The following is an 18724-nucleotide window of genomic DNA, read 5'->3' on the forward strand; positions in this document are numbered from 1 at the left end:
GCATGGCGCGCCGTCGACAACCCGAGGAACACGAAAACCACGAACGCTGGCTGGTGTCCTATGCCGACTTCATTACCTTGCTGTTCGCCTTCTTCGTGGTCATGTACTCGATTTCCTCGGTCAACGAAGGAAAGTACAAGATCCTTTCCCAGGCGCTGATCGGGGTGTTCAACGACCCCGAGCGCAGCCTGAAGCCGATCCCCATCGGTGATGAGCGTCCGTTGAGCGTCAAACCGGCCGAGCCGTTGATCAAGGACAGCGAGCAGGTCGATGCGGGGCTGGCGCAGGCCAGCATCGATCCGCTCAAGCGCATTGCCGACGATGTGCGCGATGCCTTCGGCGACCTTATCAAGTCCGACCAGATGACCGTGCGCGGCAACGAACTGTGGGTCGAGATCGAGCTCAATTCCTCGTTGTTGTTCGGCAGTGGCGATGCCATGCCCAGCGACGTGGCGTTCAACATCATCGAGAAGGTGGCGCGGATTCTCAGGCCGTTCGCCAACCCGGTGCATGTCGAAGGCTTTACCGACGACCTGCCGATTCGCACCGCCCAGTACCCGACCAACTGGGAGCTGTCGTCGGCGCGGGCCGCCAGCATCGTCCGTTTGCTGGCGATGGACGGGGTGAACCCGGCGCGCATGGCCGCGGTCGGCTACGGCGAATTCCAGCCGATTGCCAGCAATGCCAGCGCCGAAGGCCGGGCACGCAACCGCCGGGTGGTGCTGGTGATCTCGCGCAACCTGGAAGTGCGCCGCAGCCTGACCGCCAGCGGGAGCGCCAACGCCACACCGGACGCGGCATTGAAGCGGGCTGGCACACAAACTGCACCGCCAGCGCTATCACCGACGGTGGGAGGCAATCGCGTCAATCCTCCGTCACCGAACCCATAACCATTCCCGGCAGGGCAGGTCGCCCTGGTGGGAGGAAGCGACGTAATGAGAGTCTGGGCAGTAGCCAATCAAAAGGGTGGCGTCGGCAAGACCACCACTTCCATCGCCCTGGCCGGCTTGCTGGCCGAGGCGGGTAAGCGTGTGGTCGTGGTCGACCTGGACCCGCACGGGTCCATGACCAGCTACTTCGGGCATAACCCGGATACGCTGGAGCACAGCTGCTACGACCTGTTCCTGCACAAGGGCAGTGTGCCCGAAGGCCTGCCGGGCCAGTTGCTGCTGCCCACCAGCGACGAGAACATCTCCCTGTTGCCGTCCAGCACCGCCCTTGCCGTGCTCGAGCGCCAGTCGCCGGGACAGAGTGGCCTGGGCCTGGTGATCGCCAAGTCTCTGGCGCAGCTGTGGCAGGACTTCGACTACGCCATCATCGACAGCCCGCCCTTGCTCGGCGTGCTGATGGTCAACGCCCTGGCGGCCAGCCAGCAGTTGGTGATCCCGGTGCAGACCGAGTACCTGGCGGTCAAGGGGCTGGAACGCATGGTCAGCACCCTGGCCATGGTCAATCGCTCGCGCAAGCAAGCCTTGCCCTACCATATCGTGCCGACCTTGTTCGACCGCCGCACCCAGGCATCGATGGGCACCTTGCGGGTGCTGCGTGACGCTTATCCCGAGACCATCTGGCAAGGCTACATACCGGTGGATACCCGCCTGCGCGACGCCAGCCGGGCCGGGCAGACGCCGTCGCAGTTCGACGGCAAGAGCCGAGGGGTGGTGGCCTACCGGGCCCTGCTCAAGCACCTGCTGACCCATAACATCACCCAGCAGGTGGCCTGATGAGCCTTCCACAAAAGCTGGCCACCGGCCCGCAACTGGCCCTGCAGTCCTACCTTGACGGCCTGTTGCATGAAGCCACCGAGGAGCTTGAACGGGTCGAGCCCGAGCCCGAGATCGAGATCGACGAATTTCAGGCCGCCGTGCTCGAAGAGCAGGTGCGCGATGCGCGGGTAGCGCGACAGGAAAAGCCTGTGCCGGCCCCGGCCGTAGCGCTGCCCTTTGCCGAGCCCGTGCCTGCGGTGCGTCCGGCGTTGATGCCGGTTGCCATGCCCGCGCCGGTTGCCGAGCCGCTTGCGCTTGACGTTGTCGCCGAGCCGCCCGCTCATGTGGAACCGCTGGTGGAGGTCCACCTGCCACCGGCACCCGACCAGCCCGTGCCGCCGGCCACCGTCGATGGTCGTCCGGCCTGGGCCGCCGAGCCGTTCGAATGCCTGCTGTTCGATGTCGCCGGGCTGACCCTGGCCGTGCCGCTGGTGTGCCTGGGCTCGATCTATTCACTGGCAGGGCAAGAGCTGACGCCGCTGTTCGGCCAGCCGGACTGGTTCCTGGGCATTCTGCCGAGCCAGGCCGGCAACCTGAAAGTGCTGGATACCGCGCGCTGGGTCATGCCTGACCGCTACCGCGAGGATTTTCGCCAGGGCCTGCAATACGTGATTTCGGTCCAGGGCTACGAGTGGGGCCTGGCGGTGCATCAGGTCAGCCGTTCGCTGCGCCTGGACCCGAACGAGATCAAATGGCGCAGCCAGCGCGGCCAGCGGCCGTGGCTGGCCGGCACGGTCATCGAACACATGTGCGCACTGCTCGACGTCGCCGAACTGGCCGGTTTGATCGCCAGCGGTGCGGTCAAGCAGCTGCACGCCACCCATAAATGAACGGTCGCACCAGCGATCGCACTGAGCACACCGCCGAAGGCGGATTTTGAGGGATAGGGGAATGAAAAAGTCGTCTGCGCAAGGTTCCGAAGATCCGATCCTGCAGTGGGTAACCTTCAAACTGGACAACGAGTCCTACGGCATCAACGTGATGCAGGTGCAGGAAGTCCTGCGCTACACCGAAATTGCCCCGGTCCCGGGTGCCCCGAGCTACGTGCTGGGCATCATCAACCTGCGCGGCAACGTGGTGACCGTGATCGACACCCGTCAGCGCTTCGGTCTGATGCCGACGGAAATCACCGACAACAGCCGCATCGTCATCATCGAGGCTGACAAGCAAGTGGTCGGCATCCTGGTCGACAGCGTGGCTGAAGTGGTTTACCTGCGCCAGTCGGAAATCGAGACCGCGCCGAACGTCGGTAACGAAGAATCGGCCAAGTTCATCCAGGGCGTGTGCAACAAGAACAACGAGCTGCTGATCCTGGTCGAGCTGGACAAGATGATGACCGAGGAAGAGTGGTCCGAGCTGGAGAACATCTGAGTTGATCTTCGAGGTAGCAGTCATATTTCTGGCGCTGCTCTGGGCGCTGAGCCTGTGGTACTTCCTGAACTACAGCAAGCGCCAGCGCGAGCTGGCCGCGCAACAGGCCCAGGGTGATGCGTTGCGTGACCAGCGCATCAAGGACCTGGCCAAGCGCCTGGATGACTACCAGAACGGCAGCGTGCGCATGGGCGAAGCCCTGCACGAGCTGCGCGCGGTGGTAGCGCCCCTGCCGGACAAGCTGTTGCAGCTTGAACAGCGTGACCCCAACAGCCTGTCGTTCGCCCAGGCGGCGCGGCTGGTGGGCATGGGCGCGAGCGTCGATGAGCTGACCCAGTCCTGCGGCCTGACCCAGGCCGAGGCGGAGCTGATGAGCAAGGTGCATCGCGCTTGAGCGGCGCGGTTGAGCACCCTCAGGTGCTCAGCCAGCTGTGGACCGAACCGATTTGCGTGTGATCACGCAACGGTAGTAACTGCCCCTCGAGCTCAAGGAAGTGTGCCAAGTCGATCACCTGTTCGCCATTGGCATGAGGGCAGGTCAGGAAGGCACATAGTTCTCGAAGCTGTTTCAGCCAGCCCAGTTTTGCATCGATGACGTCGTTCACGACACCAGGGCCGGTCATCCGGTTGAGCTCAAGCGAGTATTGGTAGAGTTTTTCCGTGTCGTTGGCGGCAGGGCGCGATCGGTAGAAGTCGCGGTTACCTTGGTAGCGTTGCAGGATTTCGTCCGAGATTGCATCGAGGGTCGGGTTGCCCGCATGGCTACCGATCAAGCTGGTGTTGTACTTGATGAGCATGCCCAGGCGCGGGTTGACCACGGGAGGGTTGAGCAGCAGCCCGTCCTGGGTGGTGCTCAATGAAACCTGGTCGATGCCCACCAACGTACCCTCTGCGGCGCCTCTGGCGTGCGCCAGCAGTCGATCGTCACAGTCCAGGTAGATGCCTCCTTCGGCATTGAGCAGGCGGTAACGCAGGATATCGGAGGCCGATGAATAGTTGACACCTGGGGAACTCGCATCCGTCGCCGCACGGTACTGCTCGAAGTATTTGCTGTTTTGGAAGTCCTTGTAGAAGGCCTGGTCTTCCAGTTCAAGCACCTTGAGACCCGGCGCCCGCTGCTCGAGCGTTCGTAAGTTGTGCGCATACTCCGGGGAACGGCTGGAGAGGTAAAGGCGATACTCATAGGAGGTGTCTGCCAGCACCTCGGTGTTGTGGCTGATAGCCTCCAAGTACGCTTCGCCGATCTTCCGGTTACCAATCCACACGCTGGAGAATGTCTTCGGAATCTCCGTGCGTACGAGTTCTGAATAGGCGGATAGATCCACTGGCAGCTGCAGGTCTATCCCGAGGGCCCTGAGGCGTTGCTGGCGGCTCAGGTCGGTGACGCTGTCCGCGGAGGGGAGGTCCTGTGCTTTGACCAGTCCAGGACTCTCGGCTTCAGGGGAGTAGAAAGTCCAGACACCCGACTCTGCATGGGCAAAGAGGTTGGTTCGGGCGTCATAGTAAACGTCTCTCTGGGCAAGCATGTTTTCGTCATACAGCAAACTGGCCTCTAACTGCACCCTGCCATCGGGCCCTATGTTTCGCGTCACTGCATCGGCAACGGCGCTGTCCGCAGAGTCAAGTGCAAGCGCGCTCATGTCCAGTTGAAACGCTTCTTCGAGCGGGCTTAACGCTTTGGCAGCCAGCGCGGGGTCGCCACTGAGCGGGTAACCCCATTGATCGTTGATCAGGCGCGGTTGCACGAACGATGCGCTTCGGAACTCGAACAATTGCCAGTCCTCGGCAAAGGGCGCATGGGCCAGCGGCAGTGCATTGAGCAGGCCATAGGCCTGGTATTGCACGCCTTCAGCTTTCTCTTCGGCCGTTTTGCCGTTGATGACTTGATCGAGGCCGAGGCCGAACTGGGCGATCCCCCCAGCGGCGAACAGCAGGCCCAGCCAGGGGGAGACCAGCGCCAGTGGCGCCAGAATGGTCAGGGCGCTGGCCATGTAACCGCGCCAGCGCGTCTTGTTGATGCTGGCGTCGGTGGTGATGATGGCATCGGCATCCTCGTATGAGCGGCTTTGCTGGCGTTGGGCGATGGCCAGGAACACATCGCCCTCGATTGGCGGGCTGTAGGTGGCTACCTTGTAGTTGATGTACTGCTGCGGGTTCCAAAGGCCGTCGGTCGTGAAGCCAGGGCGATCTGCTGGGCGCAAGTAGCTATGTGGATACGCGCCAAGCCCCTGTAATGCTGTTTCCAGTCCACTGAAATCCAGGCCGTCCGCCAGGTCTTGCGGGGCAAAGTGCTGCATCAGTTGCATGCGTTTGCGTGCGTCCTTGCACTGCTGCGCGACCCACGTCTTCATCAGCGACTCGGTGGCGAACTCATGCAGTGGCGAGCTGTTGCCCGGGATGTAGAGCAGGGTCAGGCCGCTGGCGTGATGTTTGATGCACAGCAATGACGTCGCCGGGTAGCCATAGATGTTCAACGGCGCCACCTGCACCTTGGTCTCGCGCGGCTTCAGGCCTGCCACTTGCCAGGCGAGCTGGCGCGCCGCCTCGGACAGGCTGCCTTCGAGCATCTGCTTGTTGCAGGCTGCCACGAAGGCAATCTGTGCCGCGTGCCGATAATTTTCCAGGCCCTGTTTCCAGTACTCGTCGAGCATTTGTCGATAGGGTATGTGGAAGTCCTTGTACCAGACGAAATTGATGAAGTCCTCGGCGGATAGACTGACATGGTTGTCCCAGCCGTAAACGGGTGGGTCGGTGCGCTGGAACAGGCCGTTGTACACATAGAAGTCCTTGGTCGAGTCGAAAATGCCCTCCAGGTGTTTCGGGTCGAGGATGGTGACTGCCTGGGGGATCGGCTGCGAAGGCCAGGGGTACCCCGCACCATGGCCAAGCCAGTCCTGATGCTCGCCTTGCCAGTTGCTCAGCATGGCCTGGGTCATGGTCATCCTGTTGGCAACGTAGCCGACCCAGCTGTGTACATGGAACTGATAGTGCAGGGTCACGGCATCGACCTTGTCGGGGTCCAGATCAAGCCCGTGGGAGCGCATCCAGGTACGCAATGCCTCGGCTGCGGCATGATCGGGGCGGGGAAAGGACTGCAGGGTGTCATGGGCGAACTTGATCGCCTTGGGGCTCAGGAACGTCTTGCTCATCGTGGGTCGTCTCTGTCAGGAGAAAGGAACGACCATGGTCAATGTTGGCGGGCGCGGGGGTGTGTTAGATAGGTATCGTGCCGCTGGTGCTCAGGTGCTTAACCAACTGTGTTCGGCGCCAACGATCACCATGTCATCCAACGGCATGAAGCGCGGTAGGAGGACCTTTTCGAAGTACTCGACGTCCATCAACAGGCTCCGGTTACGGATAGGGAGCATCAGAATCTTGTAGGCTTCGCGCAGTTGCTGCAACCAGGGCAGCTCGCGATCCACGATGCTGTTCAGCACGTCCGGGCCGGTCAGAAAGTTCAGGCGCCTGGCGTAGTCCAGGTCTCTTTCAACCGGGTTGCCTTCCGAAGCCGTGTAGAAATCAGGTTCGAACTGCTCATACCGAAGGAGTATTTCGTCCGAAATGGCGTCGAGTGTCGGATTGCCGGCATGACTGCCAATCAGGCTGGTATTGAACTCGTTGTCCATTCCCAGGAGGGCGCTGGACATCGGCTCGTTCAGGATCAACCCCTTTGCCGTGGTGCTCAGCTCCAGCTGCTCCAGTTGCTCCCTCACTTCGGCGGGGGACTTTCCCGGGATATCCAGAAAGTCATCGCAATCCAGATAGATTCCGCCCTCATGCCTGAGCAGGCGATAACGCAGGATGTCCGAGGCGGACGAGTAGTTCCTGGCGACCGATCGAGCATCGGTTGCGGCCTCATACTGAGGGTAATACTTGCTGCCCTCGAACGCCTTGAAGAATGGCTGCTCTTCCAATTTGAGCACCTCCAGCCCCGGAGCCCGCTCAACCAGGGTGCGCAGATTGTGCTCATAGGCTGAGGCGTCGCCACCGAGAAACAACTGATACCTGAATTGACTGCCCGCCAGCACACTGGCGTTTTGTTCGATTGCCTGAAGGTAGTGTTCACCCATTCGCGCGTTACCGATCCAGAGGGACGACACCTGTTTAGGGATCTGACTCCGCTTGATGGCCTGGAAGCCGGAAAGGTCGAGTGGTTGTTGCAGGTCAATGCCTAACCCTTGAAGGGTTGCCTGGCGTTGCGCAGGCGTGACGTTGTCGGGGGCGGGAGGTGTATCGACTCTGTTCAGCGCGACGGGCCATTCTTCAGCCTTGTAGTAGGCGGTGTCGGTGCCTTGGGTATGCACGAACAGATTGGTTGCTGCATCGTATTCAACATCCACCCACTCTTCGGTCTCAGGGTGAAGATACGCTTTGAGCCGTGTGCCATTGCCTTCTTTGAACCGGTGGATCAGCCGTCCGACAGGGCTTTCAGCGTCCAGGCTGGCAAAGCGTGTGGGGAATTCAAACGCTTGCTGCAGCGGGGACAGGGCTTGCGCCGCAAGTGCCGGGTCGCCGCTCAGGGGATAGCCCAGATGATTGTTGATGCGTCGTGGTCGAATGAACTGCGGACTTTTGAGTTCGAACAGACGCCAGGCGCGAAAGGGCTTGAACGCACCGCTCGGCAAGGCATTCAGCAGCCCATAGGATAGCGCTTCGATACCCTCGGCTTTTGCTTCGGCGCTACGGCCATTGATCAGCTGATCGACACCCAGGCCAAACTGGGCGATGCTCGCTGCGGCGAACAGCACACCCAGTAGCGGGTGGGCCAATGCCAAGGGTGCGAGGATGGCGAGGGCGTTGACCAGATAGCCGCGCCATTTTGCTTTTCTGAGTTGTCCCCGCGTTGTGATCAGGGCGTCTGCATCGGCGTAGGCTCGCGCTTTTTGTCGTTCAGCAAGGATTTGAAACATGTCCCCGTGGAGGGCCGGGCTGTAGGTTTCAGCCCGGTAATCGATGTAGGTCTGTGGGTCCCATTGGCCTGAGGTGGTGAAGCCAGGACGGTTCGGCGAGAGATGAAAGCTGTGGGGGAAGACAGCCAACCCTTGTAGTGCGGTTTCCACGCCAGAGTAGCTGAGCCCGTCGGGAAGGTCCGCAGGCGCAAAGTGATGGAGCAACTGATCACGGGCATCCGGATCTTTGCATTGGGTGGCGAACCAGCTCTTCATTTGCCGCTCGTTCGAGAATTCATGCAGCGGTGAGCTGTTGCCTGGGATGTACAACAAGATCAGGCCGCTCTGGCTGTTTCTGGCGTAAAGCAACGACGTGCTGCTGTACCCGTAGACATTGAGCGCGTGGACAGTCACATGTCGCGGTCGTGGTCGGACCCCGGCTGCCTGCAGGGCTAGCGCCTGTCCTTTGTTACTCAGGGAATCTTCGAGAACCTGCTTGTTGCTGGCGGCGATGAAACTGATCTGGGCGCATTGGCGGTATCGGGACAAGCCCTTAAGCCAGAATGCATCGAGCATTTTGCGGTAAGCGGTGTGAAAGTCTTCGGCCCAGATGAACTCAGTGAAGCCCTGCGCTGGCAGGCTGACGAGGTTATGCCGTCCGTAGTCGTTCGAGGCGCTGCGTTTGAACAGTCCGTTATAGATTTGATAGGCGCCGTCGGGCTCCCAATTGCCATCCTCGAGTTGTGGATCGATCAGGATTGGATGTTCTGGCAGGGGAGAGGTTGCCCAGGGCAGACCATATCCACCTCCGAACAGTGGAAGACCTTCGCCTTGCCAGTTGTTCAGCAGCGCTTGAGTCATGCTCATGCGTTCGACTACCCGGGCGATCCAGCGCTGGCCGCGCTTCTGATAGTGCAAGGTGACGGCGTCGACCTGGTCAGGGTCGATGTCCTGGCCGTGTTGACTGGCCCAGCGACGGATGACCCTGGCCGCCTCGCGATCGGGCCGGGGGAACGCGGACAATGTCTCGCGGACAAACTTCAAGACGCCAGGGCTGACAAAGTTGCGGACTTGCGGGGCGGGAGGGAAGTCGGCAACTGATGGGCGCAGGTACCTGAACAGTGGTTGGATGGAGTCTTTGGTTGACCAGAACATAGGGAGCTCCTTGAGGTGACGTGAGTACTCACTTTCCTGCCATCAAGGAGGGGGGAGGCGTTACATAGTGCTATTCCAACGCGGCTGAGTCCGCTGAAAGGCGCTGGTTGCCAGGGGTGATATCCCGCTCTCGCAATCCCTCGTCGACATAGTCATCAGGCACCTTGCCACGCAGTTGCCAGGCAAACGCAATGATTTCGGCGATGGTCAGGTACAGGGCTTCGGGAATCTGCTCACCCAGCTCCATACGCGCCAGCAGGCGCACCAGATCGGCATTCTCGTAGATTGGCACCTCGTGTTCGCGGGCGATGGCGAGGATGGCTTCGGCCAGGGCGTCCTCACCCTTGGCGCTCAAGGTTGGGGCCTGGTCGCCGTCGTAGCTGAGGGCGATGGCCTGGCGCGGCGTGTTGTCGATCATGCGTTCTCATCCACCCAACGTTGTTCCAGGTGTGTTCGCGGACCCTGGGGTGGCGTGCCCGGGTGGCAATGCAGGTCGCCAACATTCAGGCCGCGCGCCAGCAGGCGTTCGCGCAGGTTGCCCAACTGACTGTCTATCAATTGTGCAGTCGCCGGGCGCTCGGCCCAGAACTGACTGCTCAGTTTCCCCTGGTTGATCTGTGCCTGGACTTGCAGCGGCCCCAGCGGGTGCAGGTCGAAGGACAGTTCGATGTGCCAGGCCATGGCCAGTGGATCACGCCGTTCGCGCTCCGGATCGTCTTGCTGTTCGCGGGTTTCCTCACGCTGCAGCTTGAGTTGCAGGGGCGTGAACTCCTGGCCGGTACGCACAGGGATTTCCAGTTGCCAGGTGGTCTGCAGCGCGCCGTCGGGCGTGGTGCCGGTTTGTTCAAGGCTGGCCAGTTGATGGGTCTGCAGGCGTGAAAGGGCCCCTGCCGCCAGGCGTAGCAAATGTTCCAGGCTGTCTTCGCCGTCGTGGTTTTTCAGCAGGCGCGAGGGCAGGGGAAAGGCGCTCGGGTGAGGGCGCGGGCTGACCTGGCCAAGCATGCCCAGCGCGGTGCGCACCATGCCGGGCATCACCTGCGCCAGGCTGCTGGCGGCTATCGCCGGGTTGAACGGGGCATTGCCGGGCAGGCTGGGAAGTAATTGCGCGATCAGGCGGGTGACCTGGCTCTTGAGGTCGGGTGCCAGTGCTTGCGGCAGGCCTGCCAACAGCTTGGCTTCGAGAAACACGCCGCTGTTGTTCAGCGCCCGGGCCAGGCCCTTGGGGTCGCTGAGCTGGCCTGGGTCGGGCAGGCTGGCGAGCAGTTTGTCCACACTCGCGCGCAGCTCATCCGGTTGACGGCTGTCGCCCTGCAGACGTTGCAGCGCGGCCAGCAGTCCCTGGAGTGACGCCTGGCGGTTTTGCTGGGCGCCCAGTTGCTGGGTGATGGCCAGTTGATCCTGGCGGCCGCTCAACGGGAGGAACTGCAAGGATTGCTCGCCGGTGACCCGGGCACTGAGCAGGCTGCCAATGGCCAGGGGGCGAGGGCTGTCCAGGGTCAGGGTGGTACCGTTATTGGCCCCGAGCAGCCCGACCAGTGAGCGATACTGCACCGGTTGGCCAGACGTCTGCGGCAGCGCCTGGCTGGTCAGCACCTTGCCTTGCAGCAGGCTGCCGACGGGCATGCTGACGGTGTCGATGCGGGTCAAGCTGTTCACATTGCTGGCGACGACCTGCTGCAGGGCAATGTTCAGGTTGCTGCTGGAGGTCTGGCTGACCGCCAACTGGCTACCCTGGGGCATGGCCTGGCTACTGGTGGCCTGAACGTTGATCTGTTTGCCGCTGTCCTGGGTCAGCCTGAGCAAAAGCTGGAAATCCTGGCCCATCTGGCGCAACGACACCACCTCGGCCCGCGCGATTTCGCCGGGCGCAAGCAGGCCCGGTTGCGCTTGCAACAGCCTTAGCAGCTCGCCGGTCGGGTTGGCCGGGCGTGGCGCGGGTGAAGTCGGCGCTTGTGAGCCGAGACTGCCGATGTCAGCTGTCATTGTATACAACCTGTCGAAATAGCCCTCTTTACAGTAGGACTTCGCATGTATAATGCCGGCCGATCACGCTGCGGCCCGGACCTGCCTGGGCCGCAGCATACAGAGCGGCCGGGCGGTGTTGCCATTGCCAGTGTATCGGCAAGGCCCGAGTCGACTTGAGACAGGCATCCCAAGCATAAGGCGAAACTGTGACCCCACTTCTTCAAGCCGTGGGCCTGGCCTGCGAGCGCGACTGGCGCTTGCTGTTCGAGCACCTCGAATTCAAGCTGTGCGCCGGCGACATGCTGCAGATCAGCGGCCCCAACGGCAGCGGCAAGACCAGCCTGTTGCGCCTGCTGGCCGGCCTGATGCAGCCCACCGCCGGACAGATCCTGCTCAACGGCCAGCCATTGGCCGAGCAGCGCAGTGAACTGGCCCGGCAACTGCTGTGGATTGGTCACGCCGCCGGGATCAAGGACCTGCTGACGCCCGAAGAAAACCTCGCCTGGCTCTGCGCCTTGCACCGTCCGGCCGAGCCCGGGGCGATCTGGCAAGCCCTGGCCGCCGTGGGGCTGCGTGGCTTCGAAGATGTCGCCTGTCACACCCTTTCCGCTGGCCAGCAACGCCGCGTGGGCCTGGCCCGGCTGTACCTGGACAGCCCGCCGCTGTGGATCCTCGATGAACCCTACACCGCCCTGGACAAGCAGGGCGTGGCGCAACTGGAAGCGCACCTGGCCGAGCATTGCGAGCAGGGCGGCATGGTGGTCCTGACCACCCACCACAGCTTGACGCACAAGCCCTCCGGTTACCGTGAACTCAACCTGGGGCAGTGGGCGGCATGAGTGTTTTTGTTCTGTTGTTGCGCCGCGAGGCGCGTCTGTTGTGCCGGCGTCCGGCCGAGTTGCTCAACCCGCTGGTGTTCTTTGCCATTGTCGTTGCGCTGTTCCCGCTGGCGGTCGGTCCCGAAACTCAATTGTTGCAAACCTTGTCTCCTGGACTGGTCTGGGTCGCGGCACTTTTATCGGTTCTGCTCTCGCTGGACGGGCTTTTTCGCAGTGATTTCGAGGATGGATCGTTGGAGCAGTGGGTCCTTTCGTCGCACCCCCTGCCTCTTCTGGTGCTGGCAAAAGTGCTGGCACACTGGGCCTTTTCCGGTCTGGCGCTGGTATTGTTGGCACCCTTGCTGGCACTGATGCTAGGTTTGCCTTCGGCGTGCCTGCCGGTGCTGCTGGCATCCTTGCTGCTCGGCACACCGGTGCTGAGCCTGCTGGGGGCCGTGGGTGCGGCCCTGACGGTCGGCTTGAAGCGTGGTGGCCTGCTTCTGGCCTTGCTGATTTTGCCGTTATATATCCCGGTATTGATCCTGGGCAGTGGCGCCTTGCAGGCGGCACTGCAAGCTATGTCGGCGACCGGTTATCTGCTCTGGCTTGGTAGCCTGACCGCCCTGGCAGTAACCCTGGCACCCTTTGCAATAGCGGCTGGCCTGAAGATCAGCGTCGGCGAATAATGAGGTCTGGGCATCGCCCAGCAAAGACCCTGGATGTACCGTGATGAAAAGCAGCGCAATCAGCTGGACGTGGTTTCATAAACTGGGTTCGCCCAAGTGGTTCTATGCCATCAGTGGCCGCATGCTGCCGTGGCTGGCGGTCGCCGCGATCCTGTTGATCGGCATCGGCGTGATCTGGGGCCTGGCCTTCGCGCCCCAGGACTACCAGCAGGGCAACAGCTTTCGCATCATCTACATTCACGTGCCGGCCGCCATGCTGGCCCAGTCCTGCTACGTGATGCTGGCCGTGGCCGGGGTGGTGGGCCTGGTATGGAAGATGAAGATCGCCGACGTCGCCCTGCAGTGCGGCGCCCCCATCGGCGCCTGGATGACCGCCGTGGCGCTGGTCACCGGGGCCATCTGGGGCAAACCGACCTGGGGCAGCTGGTGGGTCTGGGATGCACGCCTTACGTCGATGCTGATCCTGCTTTTTCTGTACTTCGGTCTCATTGCCCTGGGCCAGGCCATCAGCAATCGTGAGAGCGCGGCCAAGGCGTGCGCGGTGCTGGCGATCGTCGGGGTGATCAACATCCCGATCATCAAGTACTCGGTGGAGTGGTGGAACACCCTGCACCAGGGCGCCACCTTCACCCTCACCGAAAAGCCGGCCATGCCCGCCGAAATGTGGCTGCCGCTGCTGCTGACGGTGTTGGGTTTCTACTGCTTCTTCGGTGCCGTGCTGTTGCTGCGCATGCGCCTTGAAGTGCTCAAGCGCGAAGCACGCGCCAGTTGGGTCAGGGAGGAGGTATTGAACAGCCTGGGTCGGGAGGTGGCACGATGAGCTTCGCGTCCTTCAGCGATTTTCTCGCCATGGGCCATCACGGCCTGTATGTCTGGTCGGCCTACGGCATCTGCCTGCTGGTGCTGGCCGTCAACGTCGCTTCGCCCCTGCTGGCCCGGCGCCGTTACCTGCAAGAAGAGGCGCGCCGTCTGCGCCGGGAGAGCAACCAGTGAATCCGCAACGCAAGAAGCGCCTGTTCATCATCCTCGGCCTGCTGGCCGGCGTGGGCATTGCCGTGGGCCTGGCCCTGAGCGCCCTGCAGCAGAACATCAACCTGTTCTACACCCCGACCCAGATCGCCAACGGCGAGGCGCCGCTCGATACCCGCATCCGCGCCGGCGGCATGGTCGAGAAGGGCTCGCTGCAACGCTCCGGCGACTCGCTGGACGTGCGCTTCGTGGTCACCGACTTCAACAAGTCGGTGCCGATCACCTACCGCGGTATCCTGCCTGACCTGTTCCGCGAAGGGCAGGGCATCGTCGCCCTGGGCAAGCTCAATGCCGAAGGCGTGGTGGTGGCCGATGAAGTGCTGGCCAAGCACGACGAGAAGTACATGCCGCCGGAAGTGACCAAGGCCCTCAAGGAGAGTGGCCAGGCGGCTACCGATGCCGGAGCCAAGCCATGAACGCGGCGTTGATGATTCCCGAACTCGGCCAATTGGCCATGATCCTGGCGATCTGCTTTGCCGGTGTGCAGGCCATCGTGCCGTTGCTCGGTGCCTGGCGCGGCGACAGCCTGTGGATGAGCCTGGCGCGGCCGGCGGCCTGGGGGCAGTTCGCTTTCCTGGCGTTTGCCTTCGCCTGCCTGACCCACGCCTTCATGACCGATAACTTCTCGGTCGCCTACGTCGCCAGCAACTCCAACAGTGCCTTGCCCTGGTACTTCAAGTTCAGCGCCGTATGGGGCGCCCACGAAGGTTCGCTGCTGCTCTGGGCGTTGATCCTCGGCGGCTGGACCTTCGCCGTGTCGATCTTCTCCCGGCAACTGCCGCAGGTGATGCTGGCGCGCGTGCTGGCGGTGATGGGCATGATCAGCGTCGGCTTCCTGTCGTTCCTGATCGTTACCTCCAACCCCTTCATGCGCCTGCTGCCGCAGGTACCGACCGACGGTCGCGACCTCAACCCGCTGCTGCAGGACATCGGCCTGATCGTTCACCCGCCGATGTTGTACATGGGCTACGTGGGGTTCTCGGTGGCCTTCGCCTTTGCCATCGCCGCCTTGCTCGGCGGTCGCCTGGACGCCGCCTGGGCCCGCTGGTCGCGGCCCTGGACCCTGGTCGCCTGGGCCTTCCTGGGTATCGGCATCACCCTGGGCTCCTGGTGGGCCTACTACGAACTGGGCTGGGGTGGCTGGTGGTTCTGGGATCCAGTGGAAAACGCCTCGTTCATGCCCTGGCTGGTGGGCACGGCGCTGATCCACTCCCTGGCCGTCACCGAGAAGCGCGGGGTGTTCAAGAGCTGGACCGTGCTGTTGGCCATTGCCGCTTTCTCCCTGAGCCTGCTGGGTACCTTCCTGGTCCGTTCCGGGGTGCTCACTTCGGTGCACGCCTTCGCCTCCGACCCCGAGCGCGGCGTGTTCATCCTGATCTTCCTGCTGTTCGTGGTCGGTGGTTCGCTGACCCTGTTCGCCCTGCGCGCGCCGGTGGTCAAGAGCCAGGTCGGTTTCGCCCTGTGGTCGCGCGAGACGCTGCTGCTGGCGAACAACATCGTGCTGGTGGTCGCCGCTTCGATGATCCTGCTCGGGACCCTGTACCCGCTGATCCTCGACGCCCTGACCGGCGCCAAGCTGTCGGTAGGACCGCCGTACTTCGATGCGCTGTTCATTCCGCTGATGGCCCTGCTGATGGTGGTCATGGCCATTGGCGTGATCGTGCGCTGGAAAGACACGCCGACCCGCTGGCTGGCCGGCATGCTCACCCCGGTACTGATCGCCAGCGCCGTGCTGGCGCCTGTCGGCGGGCTGCTGGTGGATGATTTCGACTGGCCGGTGCTGACCACCTTCGCCCTGGCGGCGTGGATTGTCCTGGCCGGCGTGCGCGACATCGTCGACAAGACCCGCCATAAAGGCCTGTTCAAGGGCTTGCGCGGTCTGAACCGCAGCTACTGGGGCATGCACCTGGCGCACCTGGGCCTGGCGGTCTGCGCCCTGGGCGTGGTGCTGTCGAGCAACAACAGCGCCGAGCGCGACCTGCGCCTGGCACCGGGCGAGTCGGTGGAACTGGCCGGCTATCAGTTCATCTTCGAAGGCGCCAAACACTTCGAGGGGCCGAACTTCACCTCCGACAAGGGCACGGTGCGGGTGGTCGAGGACGGTCGCGAGATCAGCGTGCTGCACCCGGAAAAACGCCTGTACACCGTGCAGCAGTCGATGATGACCGAGGCCGGTATCGACGCCGGCTTCACCCGCGACCTGTATGTCGCCCTGGGCGAGTCGCTGGACAACGGCGCCTGGGCCGTGCGCGTGCATGTCAAACCCTTCGTGCGCTGGATCTGGCTGGGTGGTCTGCTGACCGGCCTGGGTGGCCTGCTGGCGGCCATGGATGGACGTTATCGAGTCAAGGTCAAAGCCCGGGTGCGTGAAGTACTGGGCATGTCTGGAGCAACTGCATGAAGCGTTGGATCATGGTACTGCCGCTGGCGGTGTTTCTGCTGGTGGCGGTGTTTCTCTACCGGGGCCTGTTCCTGGACCCCACCGAACTGCCCTCGGCGATGATCGGCAAGCCGTTCCCGGCGTTCTCCCTGCAGTCGGTGGACGGCAAGCCGCTGACCCAGGCCGACCTGATCGGCAAGCCGGCCCTGGTCAACGTCTGGGCCACCTGGTGCCCGTCGTGCAAGGTCGAGCACCCGTACCTGAACAAGCTGGCCGAGCAGGGCGTGGTCATCCATGGCGTCAACTACAAGGATGACAACGCCGCCGCGCTCAAGTGGCTGGCCGAGTTCCACAACCCCTACCAGCTGGACATCCGCGACGAGCAGGGTAGCCTCGGCCTGAACCTTGGGGTGTACGGCGCGCCGGAAACCTTCGTGATCGATGCCAAGGGCATCATCCGCTTCAAGCATGTCGGTGTGGTCGATGCCACGGTCTGGCGTGAACAACTGGCGCCGCTGTACCAGGGGCTTGTCGACGAGGCCAAACCATGAAGCGCTGGCTTGCCGCCGCGGTGCTGGGGCTGGGTCTTGCCGGGGTGACTCAGGCGGCCATCGACACCTATCAGTTCGCCAATGACGCCGAACGCGAGCGTTACCACGACCTGACCAAGGAACTGCGCTGTCCCAAGTGTCAGAACCAGGACATCGCCGACTCCAATGCGCCGATCGCCGCCGACCTGCGCCGGGAGATCTTCCGCATGCTCGGCGAAGGCAAGAGCAACCAGCAGATCATCGACTTCATGGTCGATCGCTACGGTGATTTCGTCCGCTACAAGCCCGAGCTGACAGCGCGCACCTGGTTGCTCTGGTTCGGCCCGGGCGTATTGCTGGTGGGCGGCTTCGGCCTGCTCGCGCTGATCGTGCGCAAGCGCCGTGCGCAGAGCACCGGTGGCCCTGTCGACCTTTCCCCCGAGGAGCGCGAGCGCCTCGCCAAATTGCTGGATAAAGAACAGACCCATGACTGATTTCTGGCTTGCCGCAGGCCTGCTGTTACTGGTGGCCCTGAGCTTTCTGCTGATCCCGGTGTTGCGTGGCCGTCGTGCGCAACCGGAAGAAGACCGCACCGCCCTGAACGTCGCCCTGTACCAGGAGCGGGTCGCTGAGCTGAGCGCCCAGCAAGCGGCCGGCGTGCTCGACCAAGCGCAACTGGCCAAGGGCCGGGACGAAGCCGCCCGCGAATTGCTGGCCGACACCGAGAATGCCGAGCCGCAGCGCCTGGGTCGCCTGGGCAAGCCGCTGCCCCTGCTGGCGGCGCTGCTGGTACCGCTGATCGGCCTGGGCCTGTACCTGCATTTCGGCGCCAGCGAGGAAGTTGCGCTGACCCAGGAATTCGCCAATGCGCCGCACTCCATGGAAGAGATGACCACACGCCTGGAACGTGCCGTCGAGGCCCAGCCGGATTCGGCCGAAGGCCTGTACTTCCTCGGCCGTGCCTACATGGCCCAGGAGCGCCCGGCGGATGCGGCCAAGGTCTTCGAGAAAGCCGCCAACCTGGCCGGCCGTCAGCCGGAGCTGCTCGGGCAGTGGGCCCAGGCGCTGTATTTTGCCAACGGCAAACAGTGGAGCGAGCAGCTGCAGGGCCTGACCGACGAAGCGCTCAAGGCCGACCCCAACGAGGTTACCAGCCTGGGCCTGCTCGGTATCGCCGCGTTCGAATCCGAGCATTACCAGCAGGCCATCGACTACTGGAATCGCCTGTTGGTGCAACTGCCCGAAGGCGACGCCTCGCGCGCGGCCCTGCAGGGCGGTATCGAGCGCGCCCGGGACAAGCTCAAGGCCGGTGACGGCAAGGCCGCCCCGGCCGTGGCTGCCGGGCCCCGGCTCAAGGTGCGGGTGGAACTGGCGGCCGCGCTCAAGGACAAGGTCAAACCCGACGACACGGTATTCATCTTCGCCCGCGCCAGTGCAGGCCCGCCGATGCCGCTGGCGGCCAAGCGGGTGACCGTGGCCCAGTTGCCGATCGAGGTCGAACTCAGCGACAGCGACGCAATGATGCCAAACATGAAACTGTCCAGCTTTCCTGAAGTCCAACTGGTTGCACGCGTCTCGCGCGCAGGCCAGCCGACCCAGGGTGAGTGGATCGGTCACAGCAGTCCGCTGGCCAGCAGCACCACCGCTGCCCAGCAGCTGACCATCGATAGCCCGGACAAGTAAGAGACCCCTTATGAACAGCATCGCACGCCTGACCCTTCTTTCCCTGGCCGTGGGCCTGAGTGCGTGTACTGTTCACCAGCCTTACGAGCCCACCACACCGCCCATCGAAAAGCTGCCGCCGGTGCCCTCCAGCAAGCCGGCACCGCGCCCGAGCACGGTGCCGAGCAAACCTGCGGTGACCCCGGCGCCAAAGCCGATGCCGCGCACCTCGGCCAGCTTCGCGCCACCACCGGGTGGGGCCAGCCACTGGGACCCGCGCCTGGGCGTCTATGTGCTTGAAGGCCAGACCAACACCTTTTACCGCCAGCGCACCTACTACCGCTGGAACAACGGCTGGAGCTGGTCGACCAACCTCAACGGGCCCTGGCAGGAAACCGACAGCAGTGGCGTGCCAGGCGGTCTGGGCCGGGCTTTCGCGCAGTAGGTCGAAGTCCGCATAATGCGCCCTGGCC

At 63.1% G+C, this 18724-nt stretch carries 19 protein-coding genes; 15 read left to right on the forward strand and 4 right to left on the reverse strand.

Translation table 11 applies throughout. From position 1 onward, the window contains the following. Positions 1-2: 2 nt before the first annotated feature. From motD to ACIQUS_RS19370, 5 genes are all read left to right on the forward strand, one after another. The gene (gene motD, locus ACIQUS_RS19350) at positions 3-890 is read left to right on the forward strand and encodes a flagellar motor protein MotD (RefSeq protein ID WP_403049909.1); all 888 of its coding nucleotides are present in this window, start codon (positions 3-5) and stop codon (positions 888-890) included. Between the two features lie 45 nt (positions 891-935). Next, complete coding sequence (locus ACIQUS_RS19355; RefSeq protein WP_403049912.1) at positions 936-1724, forward strand: ParA family protein; 789 nt, start codon at positions 936-938, stop codon at positions 1722-1724. After that, positions 1724-2596, forward strand: a complete 873-nt coding sequence (locus tag ACIQUS_RS19360) for a chemotaxis protein CheW (protein WP_403049915.1) — start codon at positions 1724-1726, stop codon at positions 2594-2596. The genes ACIQUS_RS19355 and ACIQUS_RS19360 overlap by 1 nt, the downstream gene beginning before the upstream one ends. 61 nt (positions 2597-2657) lie before the next feature. Next, positions 2658-3137 (forward strand): chemotaxis protein CheW, encoded by a 480-nt coding sequence (locus tag ACIQUS_RS19365; RefSeq protein WP_403049918.1) that lies wholly within the window; start codon positions 2658-2660, stop codon positions 3135-3137. Position 3138: 1 nt separating this feature from the next. After that, complete coding sequence (locus tag ACIQUS_RS19370; RefSeq protein ID WP_403049921.1) at positions 3139-3531, forward strand: DUF2802 domain-containing protein; 393 nt, start codon at positions 3139-3141, stop codon at positions 3529-3531. A gap of 19 nt (positions 3532-3550) precedes the next feature. On the opposite strand, the gene ACIQUS_RS19375 is transcribed toward ACIQUS_RS19370, so the two are convergent. The 4 genes from ACIQUS_RS19375 to ACIQUS_RS19390 all read right to left on the reverse strand — a co-directional run bounded on the left by ACIQUS_RS19375 (position 3551) and on the right by ACIQUS_RS19390 (position 11164). Beyond that, a complete protein-coding gene (locus ACIQUS_RS19375) occupies positions 3551-6286 on the reverse strand; it encodes a dermonecrotic toxin domain-containing protein (protein ID WP_403049924.1) in 2736 nt (911 codons plus the stop codon). A 90-nt stretch (positions 6287-6376) separates the two neighbouring features. Then, positions 6377-9181, reverse strand: a complete 2805-nt coding sequence (locus tag ACIQUS_RS19380) for a dermonecrotic toxin domain-containing protein (protein ID WP_403049927.1) — start codon at positions 9179-9181, stop codon at positions 6377-6379. 70 nt (positions 9182-9251) lie between these two features. Further along, positions 9252-9599: an EscU/YscU/HrcU family type III secretion system export apparatus switch protein gene (locus tag ACIQUS_RS19385; RefSeq protein WP_403049930.1), complete on the reverse strand. Its 348-nt coding sequence runs from the start codon at positions 9597-9599 to the stop codon at positions 9252-9254. Continuing rightward, entirely contained in the window at positions 9596-11164 is a 1569-nt protein-coding gene (locus ACIQUS_RS19390; protein WP_403049933.1) for a flagellar hook-length control protein FliK, read from the reverse strand. Before ACIQUS_RS19390 ends, ACIQUS_RS19385 begins: the two co-directional genes overlap by 4 nt. A gap of 188 nt (positions 11165-11352) precedes the next feature. On the opposite strand from ACIQUS_RS19390, the gene ccmA reads away from it, so the two are divergent. Genes ccmA through ACIQUS_RS19440 form a run of 10 tightly spaced genes read left to right on the forward strand, consistent with a single transcriptional unit; the run spans position 11353 to position 18696 of the window. Beyond that, positions 11353-11985, forward strand: coding sequence for a cytochrome c biogenesis heme-transporting ATPase CcmA (gene ccmA / locus ACIQUS_RS19395; RefSeq protein WP_403049936.1), 633 nt, complete (start codon positions 11353-11355; stop codon positions 11983-11985). Beyond that, a complete protein-coding gene (gene ccmB, locus ACIQUS_RS19400) occupies positions 11982-12650 on the forward strand; it encodes a heme exporter protein CcmB (RefSeq protein WP_403049939.1) in 669 nt (222 codons plus the stop codon). The genes ccmA and ccmB overlap by 4 nt, the downstream gene beginning before the upstream one ends. Before the next feature lie 43 nt (positions 12651-12693). Further along, positions 12694-13470 (forward strand): heme ABC transporter permease, encoded by a 777-nt coding sequence (locus ACIQUS_RS19405; protein ID WP_403049942.1) that lies wholly within the window; start codon positions 12694-12696, stop codon positions 13468-13470. Then, positions 13467-13643: a heme exporter protein CcmD gene (gene ccmD / locus ACIQUS_RS19410; protein ID WP_028945460.1), complete on the forward strand. Its 177-nt coding sequence runs from the start codon at positions 13467-13469 to the stop codon at positions 13641-13643. The genes ACIQUS_RS19405 and ccmD overlap by 4 nt, the downstream gene beginning before the upstream one ends. Then, positions 13640-14095 carry a cytochrome c maturation protein CcmE gene (gene ccmE, locus ACIQUS_RS19415; protein ID WP_191833248.1) on the forward strand — a complete coding sequence of 152 codons (456 nt, stop codon included), beginning with the start codon at positions 13640-13642 and terminating at the stop codon, positions 14093-14095. The genes ccmD and ccmE overlap by 4 nt, the downstream gene beginning before the upstream one ends. Positions 14096-14106: 11 nt before the next feature. Continuing rightward, on the forward strand, positions 14107-16080 hold the full coding sequence (locus ACIQUS_RS19420) for a heme lyase CcmF/NrfE family subunit (protein ID WP_403050227.1): 1974 nt from the start codon (positions 14107-14109) through the stop codon (positions 16078-16080). Further along, positions 16077-16610, forward strand: coding sequence for a DsbE family thiol:disulfide interchange protein (locus tag ACIQUS_RS19425; RefSeq protein WP_403049946.1), 534 nt, complete (start codon positions 16077-16079; stop codon positions 16608-16610). Before ACIQUS_RS19420 ends, ACIQUS_RS19425 begins: the two co-directional genes overlap by 4 nt. Continuing rightward, positions 16607-17083, forward strand: a complete 477-nt coding sequence (locus ACIQUS_RS19430; RefSeq protein WP_403049949.1) for a cytochrome c-type biogenesis protein — start codon at positions 16607-16609, stop codon at positions 17081-17083. Before ACIQUS_RS19425 ends, ACIQUS_RS19430 begins: the two co-directional genes overlap by 4 nt. Further along, the gene (gene ccmI / locus ACIQUS_RS19435) at positions 17076-18272 is read left to right on the forward strand and encodes a c-type cytochrome biogenesis protein CcmI (protein WP_403049952.1); all 1197 of its coding nucleotides are present in this window, start codon (positions 17076-17078) and stop codon (positions 18270-18272) included. Before ACIQUS_RS19430 ends, ccmI begins: the two co-directional genes overlap by 8 nt. 10 nt (positions 18273-18282) lie before the next feature. Continuing rightward, entirely contained in the window at positions 18283-18696 is a 414-nt protein-coding gene (locus ACIQUS_RS19440; protein WP_403049954.1) for a hypothetical protein, read from the forward strand. The last annotated feature ends 28 nt before the right edge of the window (positions 18697-18724 follow it).

The sequence above is a fragment of the Pseudomonas sp. NPDC090755 genome, from assembly GCF_044769005.1.
Classification (GTDB): Bacteria; Pseudomonadota; Gammaproteobacteria; order Pseudomonadales; family Pseudomonadaceae; genus Aquipseudomonas.

Bases quoted from the DNA above. Each gene is read 5' to 3' on its own strand.
- motD (WP_403049909.1), top strand. From the start codon at position 3: ATGGCGCGCCGTCGACAACCCGAGGAACACGAAAACCACGAACGCTGG.
- ACIQUS_RS19355 (WP_403049912.1), top strand. From the start codon at position 936: ATGAGAGTCTGGGCAGTAGCCAATCAAAAGGGTGGCGTCGGCAAGACC.
- ACIQUS_RS19360 (WP_403049915.1), top strand. From the start codon at position 1,724: ATGAGCCTTCCACAAAAGCTGGCCACCGGCCCGCAACTGGCCCTGCAG.
- ACIQUS_RS19365 (WP_403049918.1), top strand. From the start codon at position 2,658: ATGAAAAAGTCGTCTGCGCAAGGTTCCGAAGATCCGATCCTGCAGTGG.
- ACIQUS_RS19375 (WP_403049924.1), bottom strand. From the start codon at position 6,286: ATGAGCAAGACGTTCCTGAGCCCCAAGGCGATCAAGTTCGCCCATGAC.
- ACIQUS_RS19380 (WP_403049927.1), bottom strand. From the start codon at position 9,181: ATGTTCTGGTCAACCAAAGACTCCATCCAACCACTGTTCAGGTACCTG.
- ACIQUS_RS19385 (WP_403049930.1), bottom strand. From the start codon at position 9,599: ATGATCGACAACACGCCGCGCCAGGCCATCGCCCTCAGCTACGACGGC.
- ACIQUS_RS19390 (WP_403049933.1), bottom strand. From the start codon at position 11,164: ATGACAGCTGACATCGGCAGTCTCGGCTCACAAGCGCCGACTTCACCC.
- ccmB (WP_403049939.1), top strand. From the start codon at position 11,982: ATGAGTGTTTTTGTTCTGTTGTTGCGCCGCGAGGCGCGTCTGTTGTGC.
- ACIQUS_RS19405 (WP_403049942.1), top strand. From the start codon at position 12,694: ATGAAAAGCAGCGCAATCAGCTGGACGTGGTTTCATAAACTGGGTTCG.
- ccmD (WP_028945460.1), top strand. From the start codon at position 13,467: ATGAGCTTCGCGTCCTTCAGCGATTTTCTCGCCATGGGCCATCACGGC.
- ACIQUS_RS19420 (WP_403050227.1), top strand. From the start codon at position 14,107: ATGATTCCCGAACTCGGCCAATTGGCCATGATCCTGGCGATCTGCTTT.
- ACIQUS_RS19425 (WP_403049946.1), top strand. From the start codon at position 16,077: ATGAAGCGTTGGATCATGGTACTGCCGCTGGCGGTGTTTCTGCTGGTG.
- ACIQUS_RS19430 (WP_403049949.1), top strand. From the start codon at position 16,607: ATGAAGCGCTGGCTTGCCGCCGCGGTGCTGGGGCTGGGTCTTGCCGGG.
- ccmI (WP_403049952.1), top strand. From the start codon at position 17,076: ATGACTGATTTCTGGCTTGCCGCAGGCCTGCTGTTACTGGTGGCCCTG.
- ACIQUS_RS19440 (WP_403049954.1), top strand. From the start codon at position 18,283: ATGAACAGCATCGCACGCCTGACCCTTCTTTCCCTGGCCGTGGGCCTG.